Here is a 26,490-nt window from a genome sequence, read left to right as displayed (position 1 = left end):
CCGTGTGGCTGAATGGGCTGGGGGCGAATAGGTTCGTCCCTGGCTATCTCAATGGGCGCAGCATGCAGCGCCCCTACGTGGCGTAGCCGGTGAAAATTTGTTAGCACCTGCAACCGGGCTCAATACCTGAAATATTTCAATGATTTGGTCTTGGGTTTGTATGACACTATCCTGTGAACCGGGACGGCCGTAGCAGAAGAAGATGCAACAAGTAATATCCCCCCAGAGAAAATAGCTTCACGTAGCAAAGTGGGACTCAAAGGTGGCATAACCTGGCACAAATGCTTCAGGTCACACTTTTCAGTGCCAGCTTATCCCCACACAAACAATGTGTGTTACTATTCCCGCCGTAAAACCCTTTCAACTCATACCGAGGCTTTGATGCTGGAGAATGTAATCATCCGATAGTCAGCTTCCCGACCTTTTCAGGCCGGACTGATTATCAATGCGCCGAAATCGAATGCGGACACCGCTGTGTGTTTGCACGTTTTGCACATGATGATTAACAGGTTTTTCAGCATGAATTTATCCCGTCAGGAACAACGTACCTTACACGTTCTCGCCAAAGGTGGACGTATTGCGCACGTCCGCGATACATCCGGCCGCGTCACCTCCGTTGAATGCTACAGCCGTGAAGGGCTGCTGCTCAGCGACTGCACGCTAGTCGTGTTCAAAAAACTCAAAACCAAAAAGCTGATCAAGTCCGTCAATGGACAACCGTACCGCATCAATACCAGCGGGCTGAACAACGTTCGCGCCCAGTTGGACAACCGCTAAGGAGAGTGTGATGGACATCAACACGATTATTTCTGGCTCCCACCCCATAAAACTGTCGCCAGATGAAAGCAAAATCCCCTGGGACGATCCAGCGTTTAGCCAGCGCATGTTGGAGAACCACTTGTCACAGGAGCACAACTGGGCCAGCCGGAAGCTACCGGTCATTGAGCGGCAGGTGGCATGGATCGCCAGCCAGCTCCCAGCAGGCGCACGCATTCTCGATCTCGGCTGCGGCCCCGGCTTTTACACTCATATGCTTACAAAGCGCGGCTTTCGCTGTACCGGCGTGGATTTCTCTCCGGCATCTATCACCTATGCCCGTCAGCAGGCAGAGGCGGCAGGATTAGACATTGAGTACCTGCAACAAGATGTACGGGTGTACTCCCCGGAGAACCGGTTCGATTTCATCATGATGACCTTTGGCGAACTGAATGTCTTCAGCGCGGTGGACGCCCGCACCTTGCTTAGCCGTTGCGAACAGTGGTTAGCTCCAGGAGGCAAGCTGCTGGCAGAAGTACATACCTTTGATGAAGTAAAGCGTCAGGGCATGACAGCACCGAGCTGGCAACGCTGTCCGCAAGGGCTGTTTCTCGCCAGACCTCACTTGCTGTTGACGGAACACGCCTGGGATGAAACAGCGCAGACCAGCTCAACGTTGTTCTGGGCCATCGAAGAGAATGGTGACGCCACTCGTTTTGGTAACCAAATGACGGCCTGGCACGATGAAGAATATCTCCGCCTGATCGGTGATAGCGGCCTCACCGTGATCCCCGGGCCGGATAGTACAGCATGGCCAGCCAGCGAAACGTTCGAAGGAAAGCTGATTGCCCTGCTGGCAGAAAAAGCGATGACAGCAACCTCTGACACGACACAAATCAATGAAAGGAATTCTGCATTGGATATCCCACGTATTTTCACTATCTGCGAAAGTGCTCACCGCATTCATAACCCGTTCACACCCGAGAAGTACGCCACTCTCGGCGCAGTGTTACGTATGGAACCGTACGCGCGAGTGCTCGACCTCGGCAGCGGTTCAGGGGAGATGCTCTGCACCTGGGCACGCGATTACAACATCATCGGTACTGGTATCGACATGAGTCCGTTATTTACTCAGCAGGCCAAACTGCGAGCAGAGGAACTCTGTGTCGCCGAACGGGTCGACTTTATCCATAACGACGCTGCCGGTTACGTAGCCGATGAAAAATGTGACGTGGCGGCTTGCGTCGGTGCAACCTGGATTGCTGGAGGCGTCGCCGGGACAATTGAGCTACTGAGCAAAAGCGTCAAGACTGGCGGGATCATCCTTATCGGTGAACCTTACTGGCGTCTGATGCCACCGACGGAAGAGATTGCTAAAGAGTGTGGTGCCACTGCCCTCGCCGATTTTCTCCCCCTGGCAGATCTTGTCACCTCCTTCGACACACTCGGCTACGACGTTGTGGAAATGGTGTTGGCAGACCAGGAAGGTTGGGATAGGTACGTCGCGGCCATGTGGTTGACGATGCGCCGGTGGTTAGAGGCAAACCCCGACGATGACATGGCGGAGGAAGTCCGGACGCAGTTAACGACAGAGCCTAAACGACACGTGATGTACACGCGTGAATACCTTGGCTGGGGGGTGTTTGCTTTGATGGCACGGTGATCAAAAACCGCGATTGAGCCAATAACCAGAAACAACAAGGGCGCAGTATCTACACACTGCGCCCTTAAACATCGTTCAAATCTGGCTAGCGGAAAACCTAGCTGCGCACCAAATCGTCGCCGTAGCCAATCCACTTATAGGTGGTCAGCGCGTCCAGCCCCATCGGGCCGCGAGCATGCAGTTTCTGGGTGCTGACCGCGACTTCCGCACCCAAACCAAACTGGCCACCGTCGGTAAAGCGGGTGCTGGCATTGACGTATACCGCAGAAGAATCCACCGCGCGGACAAAATACTCGGCGTTGCTCAGCGAGCGCGTCAGAATGGCATCGGAATGGCTGGTGCCGTGGGTGCGAATATGATCGATGGCCTGATCGATACCGTCCACCAGCGTCACGTTCAAATCCAACGATAGCCACTCATCGTCGTAATCTTCCGCAGCAACCGCAACCACCTTCGCTGGTCCTTCCTGCAACAACGGCATGGCGTTATCGCTGGCGTGCAACGTCACACCAACGGCGGCCATACGCGCGCTCAATGCAGGCAGGAAGCTGTTAGCGATAGTCCGGTTAACCAGCAGGGTTTCGACCGAGTTACAGGCGCTTGGCCGCTGTATCTTGGCGTTTTCGATGACCGTCAGCGCCTTGTCATAGTCTACGCTGTCGTCTACATAGATATGGCACACGCCGATACCGCCGGTGATCACCGGAATGGTCGATTGTTCGCGGCACAGCTTATGCAGCCCAGCACCACCGCGCGGGATCAGCATGTCTACATAGCGATCCATTCGCAGCAGTTCATTTACCAACTCACGATCCGGGCTTTCGATCGCCTGCACCGCCGCCGCTGGCAGGCCGCACTGTTCCAGCGCCTGCTGGATCACTTTCACCGTCGCCTGATTGGTGTGGTGGGTCTCTTTACCACCACGCAAGATCACCGCATTACCGGTTTTCAGGCACAGGCTGGCGACGTCGATAGTGACGTTGGGGCGCGCTTCATAGATCACCCCAATCACCCCGAGCGGCACACGGCGGCGCTCCAGCTTCAAGCCGCTGTCCAGCAGATTGCCGTCCAGCACATGGCCAACCGGATCGCTGAGGCGGCAGACCTGGCGTACGTCATTGGCGATCGCCGCCAGACGCGCCGGAGTTAGCAGCAGGCGATCCAACAGGGCTTCACTCATCCCGGTGGCACGCGCCTGCGCCATATCCTGCTCATTCGCCTGTAGAATCTCTTCGCTGCGTGCTTCCAGCATGTCGGCCATCACCGCCAATACCTGGTTCTTTTTCGCCGTGCTCAGTACCGCCAACTGCCAGGAAGCCTGTTTGGCGGCTTTCCCCATCTGCTCGAGCATGTTAACTCCTTAACTTACGATCATATCGTCGCGATGCACGGCCACCGGGCCATATTCATAGCCCAGGATCTCGCTGATTTGCTGCGAGTGGTGCCCGGCAATCATGCGCATGGCATCGCTGTTATAACGGCTGACGCCATGAGCCAGATCGCGCCCCGCCAGATTGCGGATGCGGATCACCTCACCACGTGAGAAATCACCTTTAACATCGCGGATGCCCTTCGGCAGCAGTGAACTGCCACGGGCCATCATGGCTTCTACCGCTCCATCGTCAACGGTGATCTCGCCCGCAGGCGGTGCACCAAAGATCCAGCGTTTACGGTTCTCCAACGGGGTTTCCAGCGCATGGAAACGGGTGCCCACCGGATTGCCTTCAATCACATCTGCCACTACGCCTGGCTTGCTACCGGCTGCGATAATCACATCAATGCCCGCACGGCAGGCCACATCGGCGGCCTGTAGCTTGGTACCCATGCCGCCGGTACCCAAACCGGAAACGCTGTCACCGGCAATGGCACGCAGCGCATCGTCAACGCCATGCACTTCGCGGATCAGCTCAGCTTCCGGGTTATTACGCGGGTCAGCGGTATATAAGCCCTGTTGATCGGTCAGCAGCAGCAGTTTATCGGCCCCGGCCAAAATGGCAGCCAGTGCAGACAGGTTATCGTTATCGCCGACTTTGATTTCTGCGGTGGCAACCGCGTCGTTCTCATTAATCACCGGGACAATGCGGTTATCCAGCAGCGCGGTCATGGTGTCGCGCGCGTTGAGGAAGCGCTCGCGGTCTTCCAGATCGGCACGTGTCAGCAGCATCTGCCCGATATGAATGCCATAGATCGAGAACAGCTGTTCCCACAGCTGGATCAGTCGGCTCTGCCCCACCGCCGCCAGCAACTGCTTGGAAGCGATGGTGGCGGGCAGCTCGGGGTAGCCCAGGTGTTCACGCCCGGCAGCAATCGCCCCGGAGGTCACAATAACGATGCGGTGGCCCGCTGCATGTTGCTGGGCGCATTGGCGCACCAGTTCGACAATATGGGCACGGTTCAGACGCAGCGAACCGCCGGTCAACACGCTGGTGCCCAATTTCACAACCAATGTCTGGCTGCCGTTCATAATAGTTCTGCCGTTGGAGTTAAAAGGAATGCAAATGACGTTGTAACAGGAGAGACGCGTTATGCCAACAGGCACAACGCGATTTCGGCGTAAATATGCGGGGGAATTGATTTAGGCGGAGAGTTTTATCGGCTGCTCGATGAAATCATCGGCGGGTTCCAGCTTCAGCTCCATGGTGGCCAGCAGTTCACCCAGCCGACGATGGAACACGCGCAGCGTGGTTTCCAGCTTCTCTTTCACTTCAGCATCTTTAATCTTTTCTTCGTTCCAACGCCCTTCCTTGTCAAACAGACCAAAGTGGTAGCTATAGGTGAAACGGGAATTATCGGCCTGCAGTTCGATCCACCAGCCCCAGAACTCACGTTTTTCCGGCGCTGGCTTGACGTTGACGCAGACCGCCAGGCAGTCAAAGAAAAAGCGGTCGTTCTCACATTGCCCTTCGCGCAGATAAGGGCCCAGGCTGGCAAAGCGTTTCATTAGTCGGCTTTTAGGGTGGCCACTCGGTAGCGTCATTTTTCAACCTCCACAATGTAGTCCCCCCTTTTTAACAAACTGTTAAAAATTAGCAACTAGTTAGCGCATTTTATCTCTTAGCCAATCACAAATTTGCAGTAAGGATTGATGGAAACTCTGATAAACCGGCGTACGCGGGATGGCGAGCAGTTTGCCGTTCAATGAAGAAGACGCGATCAGCTGCGACTCTTCTTTTGGGCTGAGCGGATCGTCATCCCAATAGGCGGCCAGCATCGGCGTTGGGCAGCGGCGGCCCAGCAGCCCCTGGGTTTTCAGGGAGTAGCGGTTCAGCTCGGTTTTCAACACGCTGTCAGAGGCATTGGCCATGCCCATGCGGCTGGCCAGCACGTCCATATACATATCCGGCACGTGGTCCTGGCATTTCAACTCACACAACAGGCTATGCACCACCGGCCCTACGCAGGCTACACCGCGCAAACGCTGCGACTCCAGATAAGCCAGGCGCACCGCCACGTTGGCACCAAAGCGGAAGCCGAAGGCGCTGACACGCGTATGGTCAACCCAAGGCACGGAAGGCAGTTGAGCCAACACCTGCTGGTGCAGGAAGCTGGAGTCTTGCGTCAGCTTCCACTTATAGGATGAACCGATAGACGGCATATCGATGGTCAGCATTGCTATACCGTGCGGCGCCAGATAATCACGGAACAGGCGGTGGTAATCGGTCTGCAAAGTATCCAGGCTGCCGCACATCAGTACCGTTGGGTACGGTGCCTGGCCGTTATCTGGCATATGCAGGAAGCCGGTGATGGAGCTGCCCCCCTCAATGGCGAACTCCAGCTCTTTGAGCTGGTATGGCAACAGCAGTGCGGCCTCTTCATAGGCGCGATTGGAGAGCACCTCTGCCTGTTCGGCAAGCTCATCCCCTTTCAGATGCGGATAACCGGCAATGCTGTAGAGATTGGCGGCATTCAGCCAATACTGCCCGCCGACCAGCGGATCTTGTTGCTCCAATGCCCGCTGCTGCCACAGCATCCCCTGGCGTACCCACTCGTAGATCCAGTTGCCGTTTCGGTAACCGATCACGGTATCCAGCAGGTGATCATCGCTATGCTCTGCGTTGGAGGCCGCAATGCGCGCCAACACTTCGCTGATTTCCAACGGATCGGTGCCGCGCCAGGTCCACAGCAGATGATTGAGCATGCGATACCAGTTGCCGTCGGTGTCCCCCTCCAACGCAGAGTGCATATCAGCACCTACCGCATGATGGGCACGGGTGACTAACGTCGAGGTTTCGACATGTTTAAAGGAAGGTTTGAACAGTACTTCGGAAAGGTTGGCCTGTGCCATGGTAACAACAGCCTCCTGAGACTTACATCAAGGCTTGAATAGCCGGGATATCTAGGTGTTAGTGTACCTAACTCTGGGGGTAGAAGGCGGGGAATTTACCGAATTTGACGAAACCACCGTATAAACAACAACGCCCGGTATTGCCGGGCGTTTGAAGCAGGGGCTGATTAACGGCCGCCGATCGGTGGCACGAAGGTCACCGCCATATCCCAAGGCTGCTCGATCCAGGTGTCCTGCGGGATATCAACCACGTAATCGTCAACCAGCGGGCGGCCAGCAGGCTTGGCGAAGATGGTCACGAAATGGGCTTTCGGGTACATGTCGCGGATCGCTTTGGCGGTGCCGCCGGTATCCACTAAATCGTCAACAACGATAAAGCCTTCACCATCGCCCTCGGCGCGCTTGAGCACCTTCATTTCGCGTTGGTTGTCATGGTCATAGCTGGAGATGCAGACGGTATCCACATAACGGATGCTCAGCTCACGAGCCAGCAGCGAAGCAGGCACCAGGCCGCCACGGCTTACGGCAATGATGCCTTTCCATTGATCGGCAGGCAGCAGGCGGTGAGCCAGCTTGCGTGCTTGCATTTGCAACATATCCCAGGTAACAACGTATTTTTCGCTCATAGAATGGTGTCCCAGCCAGCAATAGATGTGGCTTACTCAGTAGTTCAGGGGGAAAAAAGGTTGCGCGAGATTATAGAGACTGCGCGCCACGAATACCAGTTGAACCGAGGAGTTGAGGCGTTTTTCCTGTGAATATGTTTGTGGCGAGCCGCGTGGCTTATCTGCGCAACCGCCCGTAAAACGGGGAGCCCAAGCCGATAAACAGCGTTATACGGGGCGCGCACAGCCGCAAATAAAATGATATTCTCAGGCTCACGTGCCTGAAGCACAGATAGCCACTCACCCTAACCGCACAGCATTCACTCCCTGCTGAAAATGCTGTCACAGGAGACTTATAGTGTCTGAATTGTCTCAACTTTCGCCACAGCCGCTGTGGGATATTTTTGCCAAGATCTGCTCAATCCCGCACCCTTCTTACCATGAAGAAGCGCTAGCGCAGCACATCCTCGACTGGGCCAAAGAAAAGAACCTGCATGCCGAGCGCGATCAGGTCGGCAATATTCTGCTGCGTAAACCTGCCACCAAAGGCATGGAAAACCGCAAGCCGGTGGCGCTGCAAGCGCACCTGGATATGGTGCCACAGAAGAACAACGATACGGTTCACGATTTCACCAAAGACCCGATCCAGCCTTATATCGACGGCGAATGGATCAAGGCTCGCGGTACCACGCTGGGTGCCGATAACGGCATCGGTATGGCGTCTGCGCTGGCGGTGCTGGCCGATGACAGCGTAGAGCATGGCCCGCTGGAAGTTCTGCTGACCATGACGGAAGAAGCCGGTATGGACGGTGCCTTTGGCCTGCAGCCAAACTGGTTACAAGCCGACATCCTGATCAACACCGACTCCGAAGAGGAAGGCGAAATCTACATGGGCTGCGCTGGGGGGATCGATTTCATCACCACCCTGCCGCTGCAACGTGAAGCACTGCCAGCCGGTTACCAAACGCTGAAGCTGACCCTGAAAGGGTTGAAAGGCGGCCACTCCGGTGCCGATATCCATCACGGCCTGGGCAACGCCAACAAGCTGCTGGCTCGTTTCCTGTTTGCCCACACGCCAGAGCTGAATCTGCGCCTGCTGGAGCTGAACGGCGGTACGCTGCGTAATGCCATCCCACGTGAAGCTTCTGCCGTAGTTGCCGTTCCGGCCGCCAAAGCCGATGCGCTGAAAACCCTGAGCCAGCAGTTCCTGGCTACGCTGCAAAACGAACTGTCTGCCAAAGAGAAGAACATTACCGTTCTTCTTGAACCAGCCACCACCGCTTTGCAAGCGTTAACCGCAGACAGCCAGAGCCGCTTTGTGGCACTGCTCAACGGTACGCCTAACGGTGTGATCCGCATGAGCGACGAAGTGAAAGGCGTGGTAGAAACTTCGCTGAACGTCGGCGTGGTGACCACCAGCGAGCATGAAGCCGAGATCATTTGCCTGATCCGCTCCCTGATCGACAGCGGTAAAGACTATGTGGTGGATATGCTGACCGCCGTGGGCCAACTGGCCAACGCCAAAGTGGCACCGAAAGGCGGCTACCCAGGCTGGCAGCCAGATGCTAACTCTCCGGTGATGCAACTGGTGCGTGAAACCTACCAGAAGCTGTTCAACAAGACGCCGAACATCATGGTGATCCACGCCGGGCTAGAGTGTGGTTTGTTCAAGAAGCCTTACCCAGAGATGGATATGGTGTCGATTGGGCCGACCATCACCGGGCCACACTCGCCGGATGAGCAAGTGCACATCGCCAGCGTTGGTCAATACTGGACGCTGCTGACCGCCCTGCTGAAAGCGATCCCTGAGCGCGGATAAGATGTTGGGCCCAGTTCACCCCTGGGCCCTGAAACTGTTGGTAAAATCTACCGGCCTAACATCCTGGGGCGCGGCATGCAGCGCCCCTACGTATCAGCATTGCGTTTCGGTTTTAGGATTGCGTTTCTCTGTTAGCCAGATTGCCATTGATCTCATTCATCTGCGACTGTATCAACGCCGCACTAACAGGGGGTAACAGGAAAGCAAACAGGATAATCAGCCAGGTTTTATACCTTGCGGTTTGCCCATGGCTTTCAATGATGGCGCGTAGATTGTCGTTGAGCGTGGAAAATATCGCCGGCGTGACAAAGGCGGTAACAAAAGCCGACCATCCAGCCCCTCTGGGCGTTAGCAGAGCCGCGGATTGGGTGTAATTTCTGATCTCCCCGTGGATTTTTACCAGCCAGTAAATATTGTAAAACGGCACCAAAAACAGCAGGAAAGTCACGGCAGGATCGCGGTATTTAATCGGCTGTGGTATTGCTTGCCGTACTGGCGGCTCGCCATTAAATAAACAGGCCTTAAGCGGCAGCAGGAACAGTGTCCCGATAATGACGGGGACCGATAGCAGGGTAAAGAAGTACTCCGGGCTGGAAAATAACCGCTCCATATCAAAAAGCCATCCGGATATCGCCATGATGGCTGAGCCAAACACCATTTTTAACGTCACCATCAGGCCAAATGACAGCACAAATGCCTCTACGCTGCCAACGGCCCCTGCGATAAAGGCCGGAACGATCAGCATGATAGCCCCTAGCCCCATCCCTATCAGGACCTCTCCCGCCATCATCAAAAACTGATTGCTGGTATAAAAGCAGAACAAAAACAGGCCAAACAAATACAACCCGCTAAAGAGATACAGCAAATAATAGCTTTTCATCCGGCTGGCCATCCAGGCCAACAAGGCTCCAAACAGCATGCCAACCTGTTGTAATCCCACTGCGACCCCAATCATCGAGATCGGTAAGTCTGCGGTTTGCCGGATATAGAGTGCCGAATAGGCATTAAAGAGATATTGACTAGTCACAATCGCGATGAAATAAACAACCAGACCCCAAAATCGATAACTGCTTTGTAAATCGGCCCATGTCCATCTTGTGACCGGTTTTTGCTGAATCACGTCCATTTTTAACTTTTCCCGTTGAATGTCTTAATCCCAAAGAACCGGCAACGATTGTACCTACGGTGGTGCATTTAAACACACCCGATTTTACTATCACCACGTCAGTACCAACTGCCGCTCCAACTGAGGATCGAGCAACGTTACGTGTAGGCCAACCAGGCGCACACCACGCCCTTCCCTCCGCTCCTGCCATGCCTGGCGGGCAACGTTGAGCAAGTCCTCAATATTGAGCACCGGCCAAACGTGCTCCTGGGTGGTTTGCTGGAAATCCTGGAACTTCAGCTTTACCCCTTGGCGGGCGATATGCAGATCCGGTTTGACCTTGCGCAGCCGCATTTCAAGCTCTGGGTAGAGCTTTTCAACGATCAACGCCTCACAATCTTCCCACTCATGAATATCGGCCACCAACGTTCGCTCAACCCCTACCGATTTGCGTAAACGATCGGGAGACACCTCACGCTCATCGATACCCTGGCAGCGTTCCCACAGCACCCGGCCAAATTTGCCGAAGCGCTTTAACAAATCGGCCAGATTATAGTTCTGCACATCGGCGCAGGTGATTAGCCCCACCTCTTCCAGCCGTTTGGCGGTGACCTTGCCCACGCCGGGGATTTTACTCAGCGGCAACTGCTGCAAGAAAGCGGGCACCTGGGCCGGTGTGATGACGTATTGGCCGTTTGGCTTGTTCAACTCGGAGGCGATCTTGGCGAGGAATTTGATCGGGGCAATGCCCGCCGAGGCGGTCAGGTTCAATTCAGCAGCAATTTCCTGACGGATCTGTTGGGCGATCAGGGTGGCGGAACCGTTGCATTGGGTGCTGTTGGTGACGTCTAGATAGGCTTCATCCAGAGAGAGCGGTTCTATCAGCGGGGTATAGCGGGCAAAGATTTCACGGATATGCAGCGAGGCTTCTTTATAGGCCGCCATGCGGCCTGGTAACAGCGTCAAATGCGGGCACAGCTTGAGCGCCGTGGCGGTGGGCATTGCGCTATGCACGCCATAACGGCGCGCCGGGTAGTTGGCGGTGCTGATCACACCACGCCGATCGGCGCTGGCACCGATAGCCAGCGGGATATCGCGCAGGCTAGGGTTGTCGCGCATTTCTACCGCTGCGAAGAAGCAGTCCATATCGACATGAATGATTTTACGCATCGCGCCTCCAATAATACTGTATAAGTATACAGCCAATTATTAAAAGCTCAATATGGAGAGTGTAGACTAGCAGCGCCCCTGTGTAGGAAATCCCGAGCGGCTAGAGGATTCGGTGTTTTTCCAACATCTCGCGGCGCAGCGCTTCCTTGGCCATGCGCTTTTTGCGCGCATCGCAAGGCTCCGGGCAGTCGCAGACTTTCTCCATCCCCAGCGCGGTAATGCCACCACAGCTGCCCTGCAAGGTTTTGCGCTTGAACACATAGCCCAGCGACATCCCGCCAACCACCAGCAGAAACAGCACAAAGGATGCAGCGAACATCGTCAACATAACGTCTACCCTTTCTTCAGATAGGGTTTGAACGCGTCGGAATAGCGCTCCTCAAACCCCTTGGCGGTTTTCACGATCATAAACACCGGGATCCCCAGCAGGTTGGCCAGCGCCATACCCCGCTCCGGCCCCATCACGTTTAACCCGGTAGAAAGCCCGTCCGCCGTCATACACAGCGGGCTGATCACCGTGATCGACACTAAATTGTGGTGGATCGGTTTACCGGTGAGCGGGTCGATAGTATGAGAATAGCGCACTCCGTCCTGCTCGAAGTAGTTTCGGTAATCCCCGGAGGTGGCCATCGCCATCTCACCCGGCTCGATCACCAATAGCGCCTGCTGCTCCCCCCCGGCGGTTGGCCGTTCGATGGCAATGCGCCAAGGCTTCTTCTCGCCATTATGGCCACGGGTGCGGACTTCCCCACCGATATCGACCATGTAGTTTTTAACCTGCTGCGATTGCAGGTAATGGGCAATCTCATCAACACCGTAGCCTTTGGCAATGGAAGAGAGGTCGACATACAGTTCAGGAATGCGCTTCACCAGCGCATTGCCTTCTACCGCCAGCTTGTCGATCCCCGTCCAGTTACGGCGCTGTTCCAACTCGGTGGCGCTCGGCACTTTATCCGGCCGCCCTTCCGGGCCAAAACCCCACAGGTTCACCAGCGGCCCGACGGTCACGTCCAGCGCGCCGTCGGTCACACGGTTAATGCGCAGCGCTTCCAGCACCACTTCCGTAGTGGCAGCAGAAACCGGGAAAGGTTTGTCCACTTCCCGGCTGGCGTTAAAGCGACTCAGCTCAGAATCAGGTTGATAGGTCGACATCTGATCGTTGACCTGTACCAGCCGTTTGTCGATCTCCGCTTGCAGCGTTGCCAGCGAAGGTGTTCCGTCCCCAGGGAGATAGCTGATTGAGTAGGACGTCCCCATGGTTTTACCCTTGAGGTTTTCCTGTTTCGGCTCACAACCGGTCAGTAACACTGCGGTGGCCAGCGCCACCACCATCATCCAAGCCTTCATTCCTTCGCCGCCTGCTGCTCGCATTTAACCGCCAAAGTCATCGAGCATGATGTTTTCATCTTCCACGCCCAAATCTTTCAGCATCTTGATCACCGCCGCGTTCATCATCGGCGGCCCACACATATAGAACTCACAATCTTCCGGCGCTGGATGGTTACGCAGATAATTTTCCAGCAGGACATTATGAATAAAGCCGGTGTAGCCCGTCCAGTTATCTTCTGGCTGCGGATCGGAGAGCGCCACATGCCAGGTGAAGTTTTCATTCTCTTCCTGCAGGTGGTTGAAGTCGTCCTCGTAGAACATCTCACGCAAGGAACGTGCACCGTACCAGAAGGTGATTTTGCGCTTCGACTTCAGGCGCTTCAACTGATCGAAGATGTGTGAACGCATCGGCGCCATCCCGGCCCCGCCGCCGATAAAGATCATCTCAGCGTCGGTGTCTTTGGCAAAGAACTCGCCAAACGGCCCGGAGATGGTCACCTTATCCCCCGCCTTCAGCGACCAGATATAGGAAGACATAATGCCCGGCGGCACGTCCGGGTTGCTCGGCGGTGGCGTAGCGATACGCACGTTGAGCATGATGATGCCTTTCTCATCGGGATAGTTGGCCATCGAATAGGCGCGCACCGTCGGCTCTTTGACTACCGAACGGTAGCGGAACAGATTGAATTTATCCCAGTCGCCACGGTATTCCTGCGGCACGTCGAAATCGGCATAGCTGACTTCATGCTCGGGCGCCTCGATCTGGATAAAGCCCCCGGCGCGGAAAGGCACATCTTCCCCGTCCGGAATGCGCAGCTTCAGCTCTTTGATAAAGGTGGCTTTATTATCGTTGGAGATCACCTCGCAGTCCCATTTCTTCACGCCGAAGATCTCTTCCGGCAGCTCGATTTTCAGGTTCTGCTTCACGTTCACCTGGCACGCCAGGCGGCAGCCCTCTTTGGCTTCACGCTTGCTGATATGGGAAAGCTCGGTTGGCAGAATATCGCCGCCGCCCTCTTTGATCACCACCCGGCACTGCCCGCAGGAGCCGCCGCCGCCACAGGCCGAGGAGACAAAGATCCCCTGGCTGGACAGCATATTCAGCAGCTTGTCCCCCGCAGGGGCGGTAAAACTTTTGTCTTGATCGCCGTTAACCTCAACGGCAATGTCACCGGTGTTCACCAACTTGGATTTGGCAAACAGGATCAGTAACGCCAGCACCATCACGATGCAGGTAAACATCACCACGCCTAAAATAATTTCCATAAATGCTTCCTGCCTTTACAACTGGACGCCGGAGAACGACATAAAGCCCAATGCCATCAATCCGGTGGTAATAAAGGTAATGCCCAGGCCACGCAACCCGGCTGGCACATCGGCATACTTCAGTTTTTCACGGATCCCCGCCATGGCAACAATCGCCAACATCCAGCCAGTGCCGGAGCCGAAGCCATACACCACGGATTCCATAAAGTTGTAATCACGCTGCACCATGAACGACACGCCGCCGAAGATGGCACAGTTCACCGTGATCAACGGCAGGAAGATCCCCAGGGCGTTGTAGAGCGCCGGGAAGAAGCGATCGAGGATCATCTCCAGGATTTGCACCAGCGCCGCAATCACGCCGATAAAGGTGATGAAGTTGAGGAAGCTCAGATCGACGCCTTCCACCAGCGCCCCGTCACGCAGGATCAGGTTATAGACCAGGTTGTTGACCGGTACCGAGATACCCAGCACCAGCGTCACGGCAATCCCCAAGCCAAACGAGGTCGAGACCTTCTTCGACACCGCCAGGAAGGTACACATCCCCAGGAAGAACGCCAGCGCCATGTTCTCAACGAACACCGCACGTACAAACAGGCTGATATAGTGAGCCATCGGCGGTTACTCCTTTTCTATCTGCGCTGGCTTGAGGGAACGCAGTCCCCAAATCAGCAGGCCGATGATAAAGAACGCACTCGGCGCCAGCAGGAACAGGCCGTTGGGCTGATACCAGCCACCGTTCTGCACCGTTTCCAGCACCGTCATGCCAAACAGCTTGCCCGAGCCGACCAGCTCGCGCAGGAAGCCCACCAGGATCAGGATCACGCCGTAGCCCAGGCCGTTGCCGATACCGTCCATAAAGCTCTCAATCGGCGGCGATTTCATGGCGTACGCCTCGGCGCGGCCCATCACGATACAGTTGGTGATGATCAGCCCAACGAACACCGAAAGCTGTTTAGAGATTTCAAACGCATAGGCTCGCAGCAACTGATCGACCACGATCACCAGCGAAGCGATGATCGTCATCTGCACGATGATGCGCACGCTGTTGGGGATATGGTGGCGGATCAGCGAAATAAAGAAGCTGGAAAACGCGGTGACCAGGGTGACCGCAATCGTCATCACCACCGCCGTTTCCAGCTTGGTGGTCACCGCCAGCGCCGAACAGACGCCAAGCACCTGCAGCGCGATCGGGTTATTGTCAAACAGCGGCCCCAACAGGACCCGTTTAACCTCTTTGGAATCAGCCATTTTTCAGCGCTCCTTCACGGACTTTCTGCAGGAATGGGCCAAAGCCGTACTCGCCCAACCAGAAATTAAACGTATGCTGTACGCCGTTAGCGGTCAGCGTTGCGCCGGACAGGCCATCCACACCGTGGATATCCCCTTGCCGCGCTCCGCCCTTCACAATGCGGATAGCCGGGTTGCCGTTGTCATCAAACAGCTGCTTGCCGATCCACTGCGCGCGCCAGCTGGCGTTCTGGATCTCGCCGCCCAAGCCCGGAGTTTCGCCGTGCTGATAAAAACTCAGCCCGCGCACCGTATTGCCGTCGGCATCCAACGCGACAAAAGCGTACATCATCGACCATAGACCCGTGCCGTAGACCGGCAGCACAATCTTGTCCACCGCGCCGCTTTCATCGCGCACCAGGTAGATTTCAGCCTGATTGCTACGGCGGCGAATGCCGGCCTGATCCTGCTCGGCAGTCAACGCCCGGCTCTTGGCATCACTGCGTAGTGCAGCGGCCAGATCGAAGGCGGCCGCATCGCCAGGCACAAACTCGCCGCTGTCCAGATCCAGCAAACGCGGTTCGATGCGCTTGCTAAAGGTGGCTTTCACCTGTTCGCCAGTCATCCCCGGTTGCAGTAAACCGGCTACGTCCAGGATGTTGCGCTGCTTATCCAGCAACCGCTGTTCCTGCTGTTTGGATTGCAACCCAACGGCAGAACCCGCGACCACCACAGAACACACCAGACACAGCAGCAGCACTACCAGCAGCGTTTTGCCAATGCTGTCATTTTTAGATTCATTCGCCACGTGCTTTTCTCCGCTTGATGTTAGCCTGCACCACCAGGTAATCGAACAGCGGTGCGAACAGGTTGGCGAACAGGATCGCCAGCATCATGCCTTCCGGATAGGCCGGGTTGACCACCCGGATCAGCACGCACATCACGCCAATCAGGATGCCGTACCACCACTTCCCTTTGTTGGTAAACGAGGCGGAAACCGGGTCGGTAGCCATAAACACCATACCGAAGGCAAAGCCGCCCAACACCAGATGCCAGTACCAAGGCATGGCGAACATCGGGTTGGTAGTTGAGCCGATGGCATTGAACAGATACGCCGTGGCGATCATGCCGAGCATCACGCCAGCCACGATGCGCCAGGAAGCGACGCGGCCAAACAGGATAATCGCCCCGCCCAGCAGGATCATCAGGGTTGAGACTTCCCCGATCGAACCAGGGATGTTACCGATAAACGCGTCCATCCAACTGATGGACTGGCCGGTGGTGACGTTGGTCAGGCTGTGAACTCCGCCGACGCTCCATTGCGCCAACGGTGTCGCACCGGAGAAACCGTCTGCGGCAGTCCACACCAGATCGCCAGAAATCTGCGCCGGATAGGCAAAGAACAGGAAGGCACGCCCCGCCAACGCCGGGTTGAGGAAGTTACGCCCAGTACCGCCGAAGATCTCCTTGGCAACCACCACACCAAAGCTGATGCCCAGCGCGGCCTGCCATAACGGCATAGTTGGCGGCACAATCAGGGCGAACAGAATGGAGGTGACGAAGAAGCCTTCGTTGATCTCATGTTTGCGTACCATCGCAAACACCACTTCCCAGAAGCCACCCACCAGGAATACCACGGCGTAGATCGGCACGAAGTAGGTCGCACCAAGCACCATCTTGCTGATCCAGCCAGCATCGGCGCCGAGCGTTGCCCCCAGCATTTGTGCCAGCCAGTAATGCCAGTCCCCCGCCAGCACCTGTTGCAGCTGCTCGCCGCTGTACAGATGGTGCAGTGCAGGAATGGTCTGCTGGCCCACGTTATACATGCCCCAGAACATGGCCGGGAACACCGCCAGCCACACCAGGATCATCATGCGTTTCAGATCGATGGCATCACGTACGTGCGAAGCCCCGCGCGTTACCGTGCCGGGGGTGTAGAACACCGTCGCCGTCGCTTCAAACAGCGGGTACCACTTTTCCAGCTTGCCGCCCGGCGTGAAGTGATGCTCAATCTTGTCAAAAAAATTCTTCAGGCCCATCGGTTATCCTTCCTGCTCAATCTTGGTCAGCACTTCGCGCAGCACCGGGCCATATTCATACTTGCCGGGGCAAACGAAGGTACACAACGCCAGATCTTCTTCATCCAGCTCCAGACAGCCCAGTGCCTGGGCACTGTCCGTATCGCCCGCCAGCAGATCGCGCAGCAGATGGGTCGGCAGAATATCCAGCGGCATCACCCGCTCGTAATTGCCGATCGGCACCATCGAACGCTCACCGCCGTTGGTGGTGGTGGAGAAAGCGAACAGCTTGTGCTTGAGGAAATGGCCCAGCGTGGTGCGGGTGATGGAGAACTTGTCCGATGCCGGAGCAATCCAGCCGAACAGCTCTTTCTCCCGGCCTTCCAGCAACACCGAAACCTGGTTGTGGAAACGGCCAAGCCAGGCACTCGGGCCGCTGGCATGGAAGCCACTCAGCACCGAGCCGGAAATCACCCGGTTTTCACCGGCCTTCAGACGGCCCGCAGTCAGTTGATCCAGGCTGGCCCCTAAACGAGTACGCAGCAGCACGGGCTGTTCCACCTGTGGCCCCGCCAGGGCGACCACGCGCTGGGTATCCAGCTTGCCGGTAGTAAACAGGGTGCCGATGGCGATCACGTCCTGATAACCGATATGCCAAACGGTCTTCTTCAGGCTGACCGGCTCCAGGAAGTGAATATGCGTGCCCACCAGCCCCGCAGGGTGCGGGCCAGCAAACTCGCTGTAATCAATCTGCGCCCCAGCAGCCGTATCCAACCGCGTACCCGCTGCATGGCAGACGTGTACTTTGCCGTCTGTCAGGCGTGCCAATACCGTCAGCCCGGCATTAAATGCCGCCAATTGCTCGTTGATAATCACCAACGGATCCGCTGCCAGCGGCTGGGTATCGATAGCGCTGACGAAAATAGCGCGCGGTGAGGTACCTGGAAGGGGAGTTTTGCTAAATGGGCGAGTACGCAGTGCGGTCCACAAACCGCTGGCGATCAGATCGCTTTCAATCTGTTGGCGCTCCAGCATCGGCAAATCGGCCTGCTGATAATAGGCCAGTTCCACCTGCTCTTCGCCGTCGTTTTCGATGTCAATCACCACCGATTGCAGCATGCGGCGTTCGCCGCGATTGATAGCGGCGATCTGCCCGCTGGCCGGTGCCGTAAAGAAAACCCCAGGGATCTTCTTATCTTCAAACAGCGCCTGGCCTTTCTTAACTCGATCGCCAACCTGTACCAACATGGAGGGACGCATACCAACATATTCCTGGCCGAGCAGCGCCACTTGTGTGACCGCTGGGCCATCCTGGATCACCTGCGAAGGCGCCCCAGCGATTGGCAGATCTAACCCTTTTTTTATTTTGATCATAGGATTTATACGATGTTTTGAATTTTCACACGCCTAACCAACCCAGAGGTAGGCACAAAGCATGCAGGATGATGAGGTGGCCCTAGCCCCCTCCGGATGAACACGATGACCTCATGCCCAACTTGAATATTCACACTGACCTCCGACACCCAGGCCAATGATTAAACCAATACTGCAGAATGTTAAAACATTGCTATCAACGATGGCGGAATTGTTGCTATTTCACACAATATCCCTGTACTGATTACCGATTAATAACGATGCAGCATGGGCAAGATATTAACATTTTCGACAGAATTTTTCCGTGCTATCTAGTGACCTGAGTCGAGGAAATGCAATTAAACACCTGTTATCTCTTGACACTACTCGTTAAAAACGTGGGTTCATTTCACTTTTACCGAGGATTGTAGTTTTTTTATACACTTCGCATATTGCTAAAAAACAACACGCTGGTAATCTGACGGGGTTAAATACACAAACTCCGTCAGTGGCACGCTGGCTGCGTTCTAAAAATAAATAAGCAGGAATAATTAAGAATGAGCAAAATCGCGCTGTTGTTTGCGATGCTATTTTGTACGCCGCTGATCACGGCGTGCAGCGCCAGTGAGCCAGCCCCGGCTCCCCAGGCCCCTTTGGTTGCACAGCAGTTATTAGGTTCACCGGTCTATATCCAGATATTCAAAGAAGAGCGCAAGCTGGAGTTGTACGCCAAGATGGGCAACGAATTCCGTCTGGTGAATAGCTTCTCTATCTGTAACTTCTCCGGTGGGCTTGGCCCGAAGCGCCGTGAAGGGGATTTTAAAAGCCCGGAAGGTTTTTATAGCGTCGATACCCGCCATCTGAAGCCAGACAGCAAATATTATCGCGCCATCAATATCGGTTTCCCTAATGATTACGATAAAGCGCAGGGATATTCCGGTGCCTATCTGATGATCCACGGGGAATGCAAATCGATTGGTTGCTACGCGATGACCAACGCTTATATGGACGATATCTATCGTTACGTTGAAGCGGCTTTTGCCCATGGGCAAAGCCGGGTGGACATCAGCATTTATCCGTTCCGCATGACCGAACAGAACCTGCAACGCCACCGCTCATCAACCTACATCAGCTTCTGGCGTCAGTTAAAACCGGGTTATGACTACTTCGTCAAAAACCGTCAGCCACCGCTGGTTAGCGTGACCAACGGCCAATATGTGTTGGCACAGCCGGTGATTGGCAGCGGCCAGCCAACGCAATATGCCTCAACGATTGAGACCAGCAACAACCCGTTCGCCCGCAGCCAGCCGCTCACCGTAGTGAAATAACGCAAACTCGCCTGGTGCAATCTTGTGCCAGGTTTCGTTGCCCGTCAGCGGTTGGGTCGCAATGACCGTGACCACGTCATCCGGCGTGGTCTGCCGCTGAAAATCAATCTCTACATCCTGATCGAGCAAGGTGGCTTTGCCAAACGGTGCTCGCCGAGTGATCCAGTAAAGGTTGGTGGAGCAATAGGCCATTACAAAGCGCCCATCTGACAACAGCATGTTGAACACCCCTTTCTCTCTGAGCCGATCGGCCAATAACGCGATATAGCGAAACACGGCTGGCCAGTTGCTGGGAGTGCGCGGATATTTCAGCGCCAACTGGTGTAACAGCCAGCAGAAGGCATATTCACTGTCGGTCTGCCCTACCGGGCGGAAATTGCCGGTCGCCAGTTGGCGATAGCCTTTCAGTTGCCCATTGTGAGCGTAAGTCCAGTTGCGACCCCACAGCTCACGGGTAAAGGGATGGGTATTTTCCAGCGCCACCTCACCGCGATTAGCCTGGCGGATGTGGGAGACCACGGCACAGGACTTGATCGGGTATTCCTGCACCAGACGGGCAATAGGTGAATTAAAGCTGGGTTGGGGATCCTTGAATGTGCGACAACCGTTGCCTTCATAGAAGGTAATGCCCCAGCCATCTTTATGTGGCCCGGTTCGGCCACCGCGCTGTACCAGCCCGGTAAAGCTAAAGCAGATGTCGGTTGGTACGTTGGCGCTCATCCCGAGCAGTTCACACATCGATTGCCACCCCTTGAGGACTACTGACATTGGTATAAGGGCGCAGCTTGATGCCACGCCCTATATTTAATGCTGATCTCGCCGTTAAGCTTTAACCATCTCTTTTTCGATCAACATGATCAAGATGTGGATCGCTTTGATATGGATTTCCTGGATACGGTCGGCGTAGCCAAAGTGCGGCACACGGATTTCCACATCGGCGCTACCGACCATTTTGCCACCGTCTTTACCGGTCAGGGTGATCACTTTCATCCCCTTGGCGCGGGCGGCTTCAATCGCTTTGATGATGTTGCCAGAGTTGCCGGAGGTGGAGATCCCCAACAGCACGTCGCCTTCACGGCCTACGGATTCCACATAGCGGGAAAACACGTATTCATAGCCAAAATCGTTGCTGACGCAAGACAGGTGGCTAACGTCAGAAATCGCGATGGCCGGATAGCCTGGGCGATTCTCACGGTAGCGGCCAGTCAACTCTTCTGCGAAGTGCATCGCATCACAATGCGAACCACCGTTACCGCAGGAGAGCACTTTCCCGCCGGCTTTAAAGGAATCCGCCAGCAGTACTGCCGCGCGTTGGATGGTGTCAATGTTGGCGTCATCGCTAAGGAATTTAGCCAGAGTATCAGCCGCTTCATTCAGTTCACTGCGAATTAAATCGTGGTACATAGAGATCGCCTCTTGTTGTGCGGTGGCATCGTCAATCTTTCGTCTCGCAGTGTAACGGATTGCAGAAAAACCTAGAAGCGTTGCGACGCAAACAGCGCTAGTGTGAAGCGACCCGGCGATTTTTTGACAATTGATGCTGTCAGTTTGTGACTTAAGTTGTAATTAAAGTGTAAATACATTGATAAAAAAATGGGTATGGACTAAAACCATTAGATATACACAACAGGTCAGACCTCTTACTACTTCGGAGCTTCTTATGATGGTTCTTAGTATCGTTGTTTTACTCGCACTCATTGGTGTGGTGTTTTATCACCGAGTGAACCTGGCTCTCAGCAGTCTGCTGCTGTTGGCCTTTACGGCGGCCATGGGTGCTATTGGCCTTTGGACCTACTGGATGCTGGTACCGCTGGCAATCGTGCTGTTGCCGCTGAACATCGTTTCGCTGCGCCGCTCGCTGCTTTCTGCCCCCGCACTGCGCGCCTTCCGCAAAGTGATGCCGCCAATGTCCACCACGGAAAAAGAAGCCATCGACGCCGGGACCACCTGGTGGGAAGGCGATCTGTTCCGCGGCCAACCGGATTGGAACAAGCTGCACAACTATCCGCAGCCTAAGCTGACAGAGGAAGAGCAAGCCTTTATCGACGGCCCGGTGGAAGAAGCCTGTCGCATGGCCAATGACTTCGAGATCACCCACGAACTGGCCGATCTGCCGCCAGAGCTGTGGGCCTATCTGAAAGAGCACCGCTTCTTCGCGATGATCATCAAGAAAGAGTACGGCGGGCTGGAATTCTCCCCTTATGCTCAGGCCCGCGTCCTGCAAAAACTGGCGGGTGTCTCAGGTATTCTGGCGATCACCGTCGGCGTGCCTAACTCCCTCGGCCCAGGCGAGTTGCTGCAACATTACGGCACTGAAGAACAGAAAGATCACTACCTGCCAGGCCTGGCGCGCGGTGATGAAATTCCTTGCTTCGCACTGACCAGCCCAGAAGCGGGTTCCGACGCCGGGGCCATCCCGGACGTAGGCACCGTGTGCATGGGCGAATGGCAAGGCAAACAGGTGCTGGGTATGCGCCTGACCTGGAACAAGCGCTATATCACTCTGGCACCGATTGCCACCGTACTGGGGCTAGCCTTCAAGCTGCATGACCCAAGCCGCCTGCTGAGCGATAACGAATCCCCCGGCATCACCTGTGCGTTGATCCCAACCAACACCCCAGGGGTAGAGATCGGCAACCGTCACTTCCCGCTCAACGTGCCGTTCCAGAATGGCCCAACCCGCGGCAACGACGTGTTCGTTCCGATCGATTACATCATTGGCGGGCCAAAAATGGCAGGTCAGGGTTGGCGGATGCTGGTTGAATGCCTGTCGGTTGGCCGTGGTATCACTCTGCCGTCCAACTCCACTGGCAGTCTGAAATCGGTGGCTTTGGCGACCGGCGCTTACGCCCATATTCGCCGCCAGTTCAAAATCTCTATCGGTAAGATGGAAGGGATTGAAGAGCCGCTGGCACGTATTGCCGGTAACACCTACGTGATGGATGCCGCCGCCTCGCTGATCACCTATGCGTTGATGCAGGGCGAAAAACCTGCGGTACTGTCTGCCATCGTGAAATACCATTGTACCCACCGTGGCCAACAGGCCATCATTGATGCGATGGATATCACCGGTGGTAAAGGCATCATGCTGGGTGAAGCCAACTTCCTGGCCCGTGCCTACCAGGGCGCGCCAATCGCCATCACGGTAGAAGGTGCCAATATCCTGACCCGTACCATGATGATCTTCGGCCAGGGAGCGATCCGCTGCCATCCTTATGTGCTGACCGAAATGGCCGCCGCGCAGAACAACGATCTGCACAGCTTCGACCAGGCGCTGTTTGGCCACCTCGGACACGTTGGCAGCAGCAAAATGCGCAGCCTGTGGCTTGGCCTGACCAATGGCCGCACCAGCAGCACGCCAACCAAAGACGCTACACGCCGCTACTATCAGCAGCTCAACCGTCTGAGCGCCAACCTGGCGTTGCTGTCTGACGTTTCCATGGGCGTGCTGGGCGGCAGCCTGAAGCGCCGCGAGCGTATCTCTGCCCGCTTGGGTGACGTGCTGAGCCAAATGTACCTGGCCTCGGCCACGCTGAAACGCTTTGAAGATGAAGGCCGTCAGAAAGAAGATCTGCCATTGGTTCACTGGGGCGTGCAAGACAGCCTGAACCAGGCGGAGCAAGCGCTGGACGACTTGCTGCGCAACTTCCCGAACCGCTTTATCGCCGGGGTGATGCGCCTGGTGGTGTTCCCATTCGGCCGTGTGCATACCGCACCTTCCGATAAGCTGGACCACCAGTTGGCGAAGATTATCCAACAGCCTTCAGCCACCCGTAGCCGCCTTGGCCGTGGCCAATACCTGACGCCAAGCGAGCACAACCCGGTTGGCCTGCTGGAAGCCGCGTTGCTGGACGTGATTGCCGCAGAACCTATTCACCAGCGCCTGTGCAAACAAGCCGGTAAGAACCTGCCGTTCACCCGTCTGGATCGTCTGGCACAGCGTGCATTGGATGAAGGCAAAATCAGTGCCGACGAAGCCAAGATCCTGGTGAAAGCGGAAGAGAGCCGTCTGCGTTCAATCAACGTTGATGACTTTGCACCAGACGCGCTGGCGGCGCAGCAGCCGGTAAAGCCAGTAAAGCTGGAAAAACGCCAGCAGCAGACTGAAGCCGCATAACGGTCACCGGCCGTAAATGCCAAAGGGGCGATACCATAACGGATCGCCCCTTTTTCATTGCAGATTCAGATTGGCTCAGCCATGTTGGCGGATACGCGCCAGCAAGGCATCGATATGTTCTATGTGCGGCGCATTGACGATCAGCGCACGGCCCAAATTGAGGGTGTTACACTGACATTCGGCACGCATTTCCGCATCGGTGATGCTGTCCAGATCGGCCACGTGCGCCAGCCCGATAGTGCGGCGTATCAGCTCCGTACCGCAGTAACCCACCGCATCTGTCCATACCTGTTGCAAGAACTGCTCGGCATAGCCCGGCAGCGCCAGCGTTGCGTCACGGCTATGTTGATGGCACAACGCCAGAAAGCGATCGGCAAAGATCAGCCACAGTTCACGCACATCCTGCAATCGCTGCTCGCGCCCCGCCGCCGCATCACGCGGGCCGAACAAGCCAGGCAAACCGCAATAGTTCAGCAGCAGATTACCCAGCGCAGTGCCAATATCAAAGCCGATCGGCCCGTAGAAGCCAAACTCGGCGTCGATCGCCTTCAGCTTACCTTCCGCGACAAAGATCGAACCGCTATGAATATCACCGTGCAGCAGCGCTTCGGCCTTGCTCAGGAAGCGATGCTTCAGCCCGGCTACCGCCAACTTCAGCGCCGCGTCATCACGCAGTGCCAGCACTTGCGGCAACAGCGCCTCGTCAAACTGATTACGCTCATGATCCTGATAGGGATCGCTAAAGAACAGATCTTCGGTGATCTGGCACAGCTCCGGGTTGGTGAAACGGCTGACTTCGGCCTTTTTCAGCTGTGCGGTCTGGTAAAAATCAGAGGTGTGGAACAGAGTTTGCGCCAGGTATTCCGCCAGTTGCCCGGCGGCCAGCGGATAGTAACGCCCCTTCACCAGCTCACTGCGCCAGATGTGATGGTCAGAGAGATCTTCCTGCACCATCACCGCCAGCTCAGGATCGTGATGCAGCACCTGCACCGTGTGACGTGGGCACAGCGCCCCGTGGATCAGCAGCGTTTCCGCTTCGATACGCGCCCGATCCAGCGTCAACGGCCAGGATTCCCCCACGCAACGTACGTACGGCAGAGCCTGCTTGACGATCACCCGGCTGATGCCGTCAGCATCACGGATTTTAAAGACCAGGTTCAGATTGCCATCGCCGATCTCGTCGGCACTTACCAGCGCCTGTGGATCGGCCAGTTGCCCATATTGACGCGCGTATTCAACGGCATCGGCAGCAGTAAACGTACGATATTGTGACATCCCCCAACCCCTCTGTTCTTTCCCATAGCGATGATTTTTTTATTTTTAGCCGCAAAAGCGTTTGGACGTCTATACATCCGGATGTCATGTTGGCAGAATGGGTTCACAGATGCAATAAGAAACACACAAGGATTTAACCACTGATGCAAGCACTTAACACCACCAGCCTGAGCCTGCAAGACAACCGCCTCCAGATCCTTGACCAGCAAGCTTTGCCGCAGGAAAAATGCTGGCTGCCCTGCGACAGCGTGGACGAGTTGGTTGGGCATATCCGTGCCCTGCGGGTGCGTGGCGCACCGTTGATCGGGCTATCTGCCAGCCTGCTGCTCGCTCTGTTGGCCGAACGTGGTCTGTCGCAGGCTGAGCTGGAGCAGGCATTGCAGACGCTACGCGCCTCACGCCCGACCGCGGTGAACCTGATGAACAATCTGGATCGTATGAAACAGGCTTTGGCACAGCCGGATTGGGTGAGCGCGATGGCCGAGGAAGCGCTGCGCCTGGTAGAGGAAGATCGGACCCTGTGCGATCGCATCGCCGATAACGGGGCCGAGTGGGTGAAACCGGGCAGTCGCCTGCTCACCCATTGCAACACCGGGGGACTGGCGACGGCGGGCGTGGGTACGGCGATTGGCGTTCTATTGCGAGCGCACCAGCAAGGCAAGATCGCCCAGGTTTGGGTCGATGAAACTCGTCCGTTGCTGCAAGGGGGCCGCCTTACCGCCTGGGAGTTGGGAGAGCTGGGCATTCCTTACCGCTTGATCTGCGATTCCATGGCCGCCAGCCTGATGGCTACGGGCCAGGTTGATGCCGTCTGGGTAGGCGCAGACCGCATTGCGGCCAACGGTGACGTGGCTAATAAAATCGGCACTTACAGCCTGGCGGTACTGTCTCATTACCACCGTATTCCGTTTTACGTGGCCGCCCCACACACCACGCACGATCCTCATTGCCCGGACGGCGCGGCCATTCCTATCGAACAGCGCGCGGCAGAGGAAGTGACAGGGGTCAGCGGTAGCTTTGGTTCCTGCCAGTGGGCACCGCTCAATGCGCCAACCTATAACCCGGCATTCGATGTCACTCCAGCAGCATTAATCAGCGGCTGGGTGTTGGATAGCGGTGTCATTACGCCAGAACAGGTTGCAGACGGCATTTTCCAGCGCGCATTGGCATAACT

24 protein-coding genes are annotated in these 26,490 nt (G+C 56.0%); 6 read left to right on the top strand and 18 right to left on the bottom strand.

Annotation, left to right across the window (positions count from 1 at the left end):
* Positions 1-519 precede the first annotated feature (519 nt).
* A complete protein-coding gene (locus D9980_RS26065; protein WP_121609093.1) occupies positions 520-777 on the top strand; it encodes a YjhX family toxin in 258 nt (85 codons plus the stop codon).
* 10 nt (positions 778-787) lie between these two features.
* Positions 788-2,419 carry a class I SAM-dependent methyltransferase gene (locus D9980_RS26060; RefSeq protein ID WP_121608860.1) on the top strand — a complete coding sequence of 544 codons (1,632 nt, stop codon included), beginning with the start codon at positions 788-790 and terminating at the stop codon, positions 2,417-2,419.
* A gap of 97 nt (positions 2,420-2,516) precedes the next feature.
* On the opposite strand, the gene proA is transcribed toward D9980_RS26060, so the two are convergent.
* The 5 genes from proA to gpt all read right to left on the bottom strand — a co-directional run bounded on the left by proA (position 2,517) and on the right by gpt (position 7,330).
* Positions 2,517-3,770, bottom strand: a complete 1,254-nt coding sequence (gene proA / locus D9980_RS26055) for a glutamate-5-semialdehyde dehydrogenase (RefSeq protein ID WP_121608859.1) — start codon at positions 3,768-3,770, stop codon at positions 2,517-2,519.
* A 9-nt stretch (positions 3,771-3,779) separates the two neighbouring features.
* Positions 3,780-4,883, bottom strand: coding sequence for a glutamate 5-kinase (proB, locus tag D9980_RS26050; protein ID WP_024483654.1), 1,104 nt, complete (start codon positions 4,881-4,883; stop codon positions 3,780-3,782).
* 111 nt (positions 4,884-4,994) lie between these two features.
* Positions 4,995-5,396 (bottom strand): sigma factor-binding protein Crl, encoded by a 402-nt coding sequence (gene crl, locus D9980_RS26045; protein WP_024528972.1) that lies wholly within the window; start codon positions 5,394-5,396, stop codon positions 4,995-4,997.
* Between the two features lie 60 nt (positions 5,397-5,456).
* On the bottom strand, positions 5,457-6,704 hold the full coding sequence (gene frsA / locus D9980_RS26040; RefSeq protein ID WP_024483652.1) for an esterase FrsA: 1,248 nt from the start codon (positions 6,702-6,704) through the stop codon (positions 5,457-5,459).
* A 167-nt stretch (positions 6,705-6,871) separates the two neighbouring features.
* Positions 6,872-7,330, bottom strand: a complete 459-nt coding sequence (gpt, locus tag D9980_RS26035) for a xanthine phosphoribosyltransferase (RefSeq protein WP_021805588.1) — start codon at positions 7,328-7,330, stop codon at positions 6,872-6,874.
* Positions 7,331-7,667: 337 nt separating this feature from the next.
* On the opposite strand from gpt, the gene pepD reads away from it, so the two are divergent.
* Entirely contained in the window at positions 7,668-9,128 is a 1,461-nt protein-coding gene (pepD, locus tag D9980_RS26030; protein ID WP_121608858.1) for a beta-Ala-His dipeptidase, read from the top strand.
* Positions 9,129-9,240: 112 nt separating this feature from the next.
* On the opposite strand, the gene D9980_RS26025 is transcribed toward pepD, so the two are convergent.
* From D9980_RS26025 to D9980_RS25980, 10 genes are all read right to left on the bottom strand, one after another.
* On the bottom strand, positions 9,241-10,155 hold the full coding sequence (locus D9980_RS26025) for a hypothetical protein (protein ID WP_162304336.1): 915 nt from the start codon (positions 10,153-10,155) through the stop codon (positions 9,241-9,243).
* A 189-nt stretch (positions 10,156-10,344) separates the two neighbouring features.
* The gene (gene dinB, locus D9980_RS26020) at positions 10,345-11,403 is read right to left on the bottom strand and encodes a DNA polymerase IV (RefSeq protein WP_021805591.1); all 1,059 of its coding nucleotides are present in this window, start codon (positions 11,401-11,403) and stop codon (positions 10,345-10,347) included.
* A gap of 100 nt (positions 11,404-11,503) precedes the next feature.
* A complete protein-coding gene (nqrM, locus tag D9980_RS26015) occupies positions 11,504-11,731 on the bottom strand; it encodes a (Na+)-NQR maturation NqrM (RefSeq protein WP_024483649.1) in 228 nt (75 codons plus the stop codon).
* A 5-nt stretch (positions 11,732-11,736) separates the two neighbouring features.
* Positions 11,737-12,750 carry an FAD:protein FMN transferase gene (locus tag D9980_RS26010; RefSeq protein WP_237737076.1) on the bottom strand — a complete coding sequence of 338 codons (1,014 nt, stop codon included), beginning with the start codon at positions 12,748-12,750 and terminating at the stop codon, positions 11,737-11,739.
* Between the two features lie 24 nt (positions 12,751-12,774).
* On the bottom strand, positions 12,775-13,998 hold the full coding sequence (nqrF, locus tag D9980_RS26005; protein ID WP_024483648.1) for an NADH:ubiquinone reductase (Na(+)-transporting) subunit F: 1,224 nt from the start codon (positions 13,996-13,998) through the stop codon (positions 12,775-12,777).
* A 15-nt stretch (positions 13,999-14,013) separates the two neighbouring features.
* Entirely contained in the window at positions 14,014-14,610 is a 597-nt protein-coding gene (gene nqrE / locus D9980_RS26000) for an NADH:ubiquinone reductase (Na(+)-transporting) subunit E (RefSeq protein WP_021181925.1), read from the bottom strand.
* Positions 14,611-14,616: 6 nt separating this feature from the next.
* Positions 14,617-15,246, bottom strand: coding sequence for an NADH:ubiquinone reductase (Na(+)-transporting) subunit D (locus D9980_RS25995; RefSeq protein WP_024483647.1), 630 nt, complete (start codon positions 15,244-15,246; stop codon positions 14,617-14,619).
* On the bottom strand, positions 15,239-16,033 hold the full coding sequence (locus tag D9980_RS25990) for a Na(+)-translocating NADH-quinone reductase subunit C (protein ID WP_121608855.1): 795 nt from the start codon (positions 16,031-16,033) through the stop codon (positions 15,239-15,241). The genes D9980_RS25995 and D9980_RS25990 overlap by 8 nt, the downstream gene beginning before the upstream one ends.
* Positions 16,023-17,264 carry an NADH:ubiquinone reductase (Na(+)-transporting) subunit B gene (locus D9980_RS25985; RefSeq protein WP_024483645.1) on the bottom strand — a complete coding sequence of 414 codons (1,242 nt, stop codon included), beginning with the start codon at positions 17,262-17,264 and terminating at the stop codon, positions 16,023-16,025. The genes D9980_RS25990 and D9980_RS25985 overlap by 11 nt, the downstream gene beginning before the upstream one ends.
* Before the next feature lie 3 nt (positions 17,265-17,267).
* Positions 17,268-18,617 carry a Na(+)-translocating NADH-quinone reductase subunit A gene (locus D9980_RS25980; protein ID WP_121608854.1) on the bottom strand — a complete coding sequence of 450 codons (1,350 nt, stop codon included), beginning with the start codon at positions 18,615-18,617 and terminating at the stop codon, positions 17,268-17,270.
* A 536-nt stretch (positions 18,618-19,153) separates the two neighbouring features.
* Between D9980_RS25980 and dpaA the strand changes: the two genes are divergently transcribed.
* Complete coding sequence (gene dpaA, locus D9980_RS25975; RefSeq protein ID WP_024483643.1) at positions 19,154-19,924, top strand: peptidoglycan meso-diaminopimelic acid protein amidase; 771 nt, start codon at positions 19,154-19,156, stop codon at positions 19,922-19,924.
* Here the strand turns inward: dpaA and D9980_RS25970 are convergent.
* The gene (locus tag D9980_RS25970) at positions 19,862-20,662 is read right to left on the bottom strand and encodes a class II glutamine amidotransferase (protein ID WP_024483642.1); all 801 of its coding nucleotides are present in this window, start codon (positions 20,660-20,662) and stop codon (positions 19,862-19,864) included. The two genes, dpaA and D9980_RS25970, sit on opposite strands and share 63 nt — an antisense overlap.
* Positions 20,663-20,746: 84 nt before the next feature.
* Positions 20,747-21,328: a D-sedoheptulose 7-phosphate isomerase gene (lpcA, locus tag D9980_RS25965; protein ID WP_121608853.1), complete on the bottom strand. Its 582-nt coding sequence runs from the start codon at positions 21,326-21,328 to the stop codon at positions 20,747-20,749.
* A gap of 256 nt (positions 21,329-21,584) precedes the next feature.
* Here lpcA and fadE point away from each other — a divergent pair, with 256 nt between their 5' ends.
* Entirely contained in the window at positions 21,585-24,041 is a 2,457-nt protein-coding gene (fadE, locus tag D9980_RS25960) for an acyl-CoA dehydrogenase FadE (protein ID WP_024483640.1), read from the top strand.
* Positions 24,042-24,116: 75 nt separating this feature from the next.
* On the opposite strand, the gene mtnK is transcribed toward fadE, so the two are convergent.
* Positions 24,117-25,316, bottom strand: a complete 1,200-nt coding sequence (gene mtnK, locus D9980_RS25955; protein ID WP_121608852.1) for an S-methyl-5-thioribose kinase — start codon at positions 25,314-25,316, stop codon at positions 24,117-24,119.
* Between the two features lie 143 nt (positions 25,317-25,459).
* On the opposite strand from mtnK, the gene mtnA reads away from it, so the two are divergent.
* A complete protein-coding gene (gene mtnA, locus D9980_RS25950) occupies positions 25,460-26,488 on the top strand; it encodes an S-methyl-5-thioribose-1-phosphate isomerase (RefSeq protein WP_121608851.1) in 1,029 nt (342 codons plus the stop codon).
* Positions 26,489-26,490 lie beyond the last annotated feature (2 nt).

Origin of the sequence: Serratia sp. 3ACOL1, from assembly GCF_003668775.1 — a bacterium.
GTDB classification, from domain to species: domain Bacteria; phylum Pseudomonadota; class Gammaproteobacteria; order Enterobacterales; family Enterobacteriaceae; genus Chania; species Chania fonticola.
The sequence above is the reverse complement of the archived record's forward strand: the minus strand, read 5'-3'. Positions and strand labels throughout refer to the sequence as shown.

Coding starts and splice junctions, on each gene's coding strand:
- D9980_RS26010 (WP_237737076.1), bottom strand. CDS start 12,750: ATGAAGGCTTGGATGATGGTGGTGGCGCTGGCCACCGCAGTGTTACTG.
- D9980_RS25970 (WP_024483642.1), bottom strand. CDS start 20,662: ATGTGTGAACTGCTCGGGATGAGCGCCAACGTACCAACCGACATCTGC.
- proB (WP_024483654.1), bottom strand. CDS start 4,883: ATGAACGGCAGCCAGACATTGGTTGTGAAATTGGGCACCAGCGTGTTG.
- proA (WP_121608859.1), bottom strand. CDS start 3,770: ATGCTCGAGCAGATGGGGAAAGCCGCCAAACAGGCTTCCTGGCAGTTG.
- D9980_RS25980 (WP_121608854.1), bottom strand. CDS start 18,617: ATGATCAAAATAAAAAAAGGGTTAGATCTGCCAATCGCTGGGGCGCCT.
- dpaA (WP_024483643.1), top strand. CDS start 19,154: ATGAGCAAAATCGCGCTGTTGTTTGCGATGCTATTTTGTACGCCGCTG.
- nqrF (WP_024483648.1), bottom strand. CDS start 13,998: ATGGAAATTATTTTAGGCGTGGTGATGTTTACCTGCATCGTGATGGTG.
- nqrE (WP_021181925.1), bottom strand. CDS start 14,610: ATGGCTCACTATATCAGCCTGTTTGTACGTGCGGTGTTCGTTGAGAAC.
- D9980_RS25985 (WP_024483645.1), bottom strand. CDS start 17,264: ATGGGCCTGAAGAATTTTTTTGACAAGATTGAGCATCACTTCACGCCG.
- dinB (WP_021805591.1), bottom strand. CDS start 11,403: ATGCGTAAAATCATTCATGTCGATATGGACTGCTTCTTCGCAGCGGTA.
- fadE (WP_024483640.1), top strand. CDS start 21,585: ATGATGGTTCTTAGTATCGTTGTTTTACTCGCACTCATTGGTGTGGTG.
- lpcA (WP_121608853.1), bottom strand. CDS start 21,328: ATGTACCACGATTTAATTCGCAGTGAACTGAATGAAGCGGCTGATACT.
- gpt (WP_021805588.1), bottom strand. CDS start 7,330: ATGAGCGAAAAATACGTTGTTACCTGGGATATGTTGCAAATGCAAGCA.
- D9980_RS26060 (WP_121608860.1), top strand. CDS start 788: ATGGACATCAACACGATTATTTCTGGCTCCCACCCCATAAAACTGTCG.
- mtnK (WP_121608852.1), bottom strand. CDS start 25,316: ATGTCACAATATCGTACGTTTACTGCTGCCGATGCCGTTGAATACGCG.
- nqrM (WP_024483649.1), bottom strand. CDS start 11,731: ATGTTGACGATGTTCGCTGCATCCTTTGTGCTGTTTCTGCTGGTGGTT.
- frsA (WP_024483652.1), bottom strand. CDS start 6,704: ATGGCACAGGCCAACCTTTCCGAAGTACTGTTCAAACCTTCCTTTAAA.
- D9980_RS26065 (WP_121609093.1), top strand. CDS start 520: ATGAATTTATCCCGTCAGGAACAACGTACCTTACACGTTCTCGCCAAA.
- D9980_RS25995 (WP_024483647.1), bottom strand. CDS start 15,246: ATGGCTGATTCCAAAGAGGTTAAACGGGTCCTGTTGGGGCCGCTGTTT.
- mtnA (WP_121608851.1), top strand. CDS start 25,460: ATGCAAGCACTTAACACCACCAGCCTGAGCCTGCAAGACAACCGCCTC.
- crl (WP_024528972.1), bottom strand. CDS start 5,396: ATGACGCTACCGAGTGGCCACCCTAAAAGCCGACTAATGAAACGCTTT.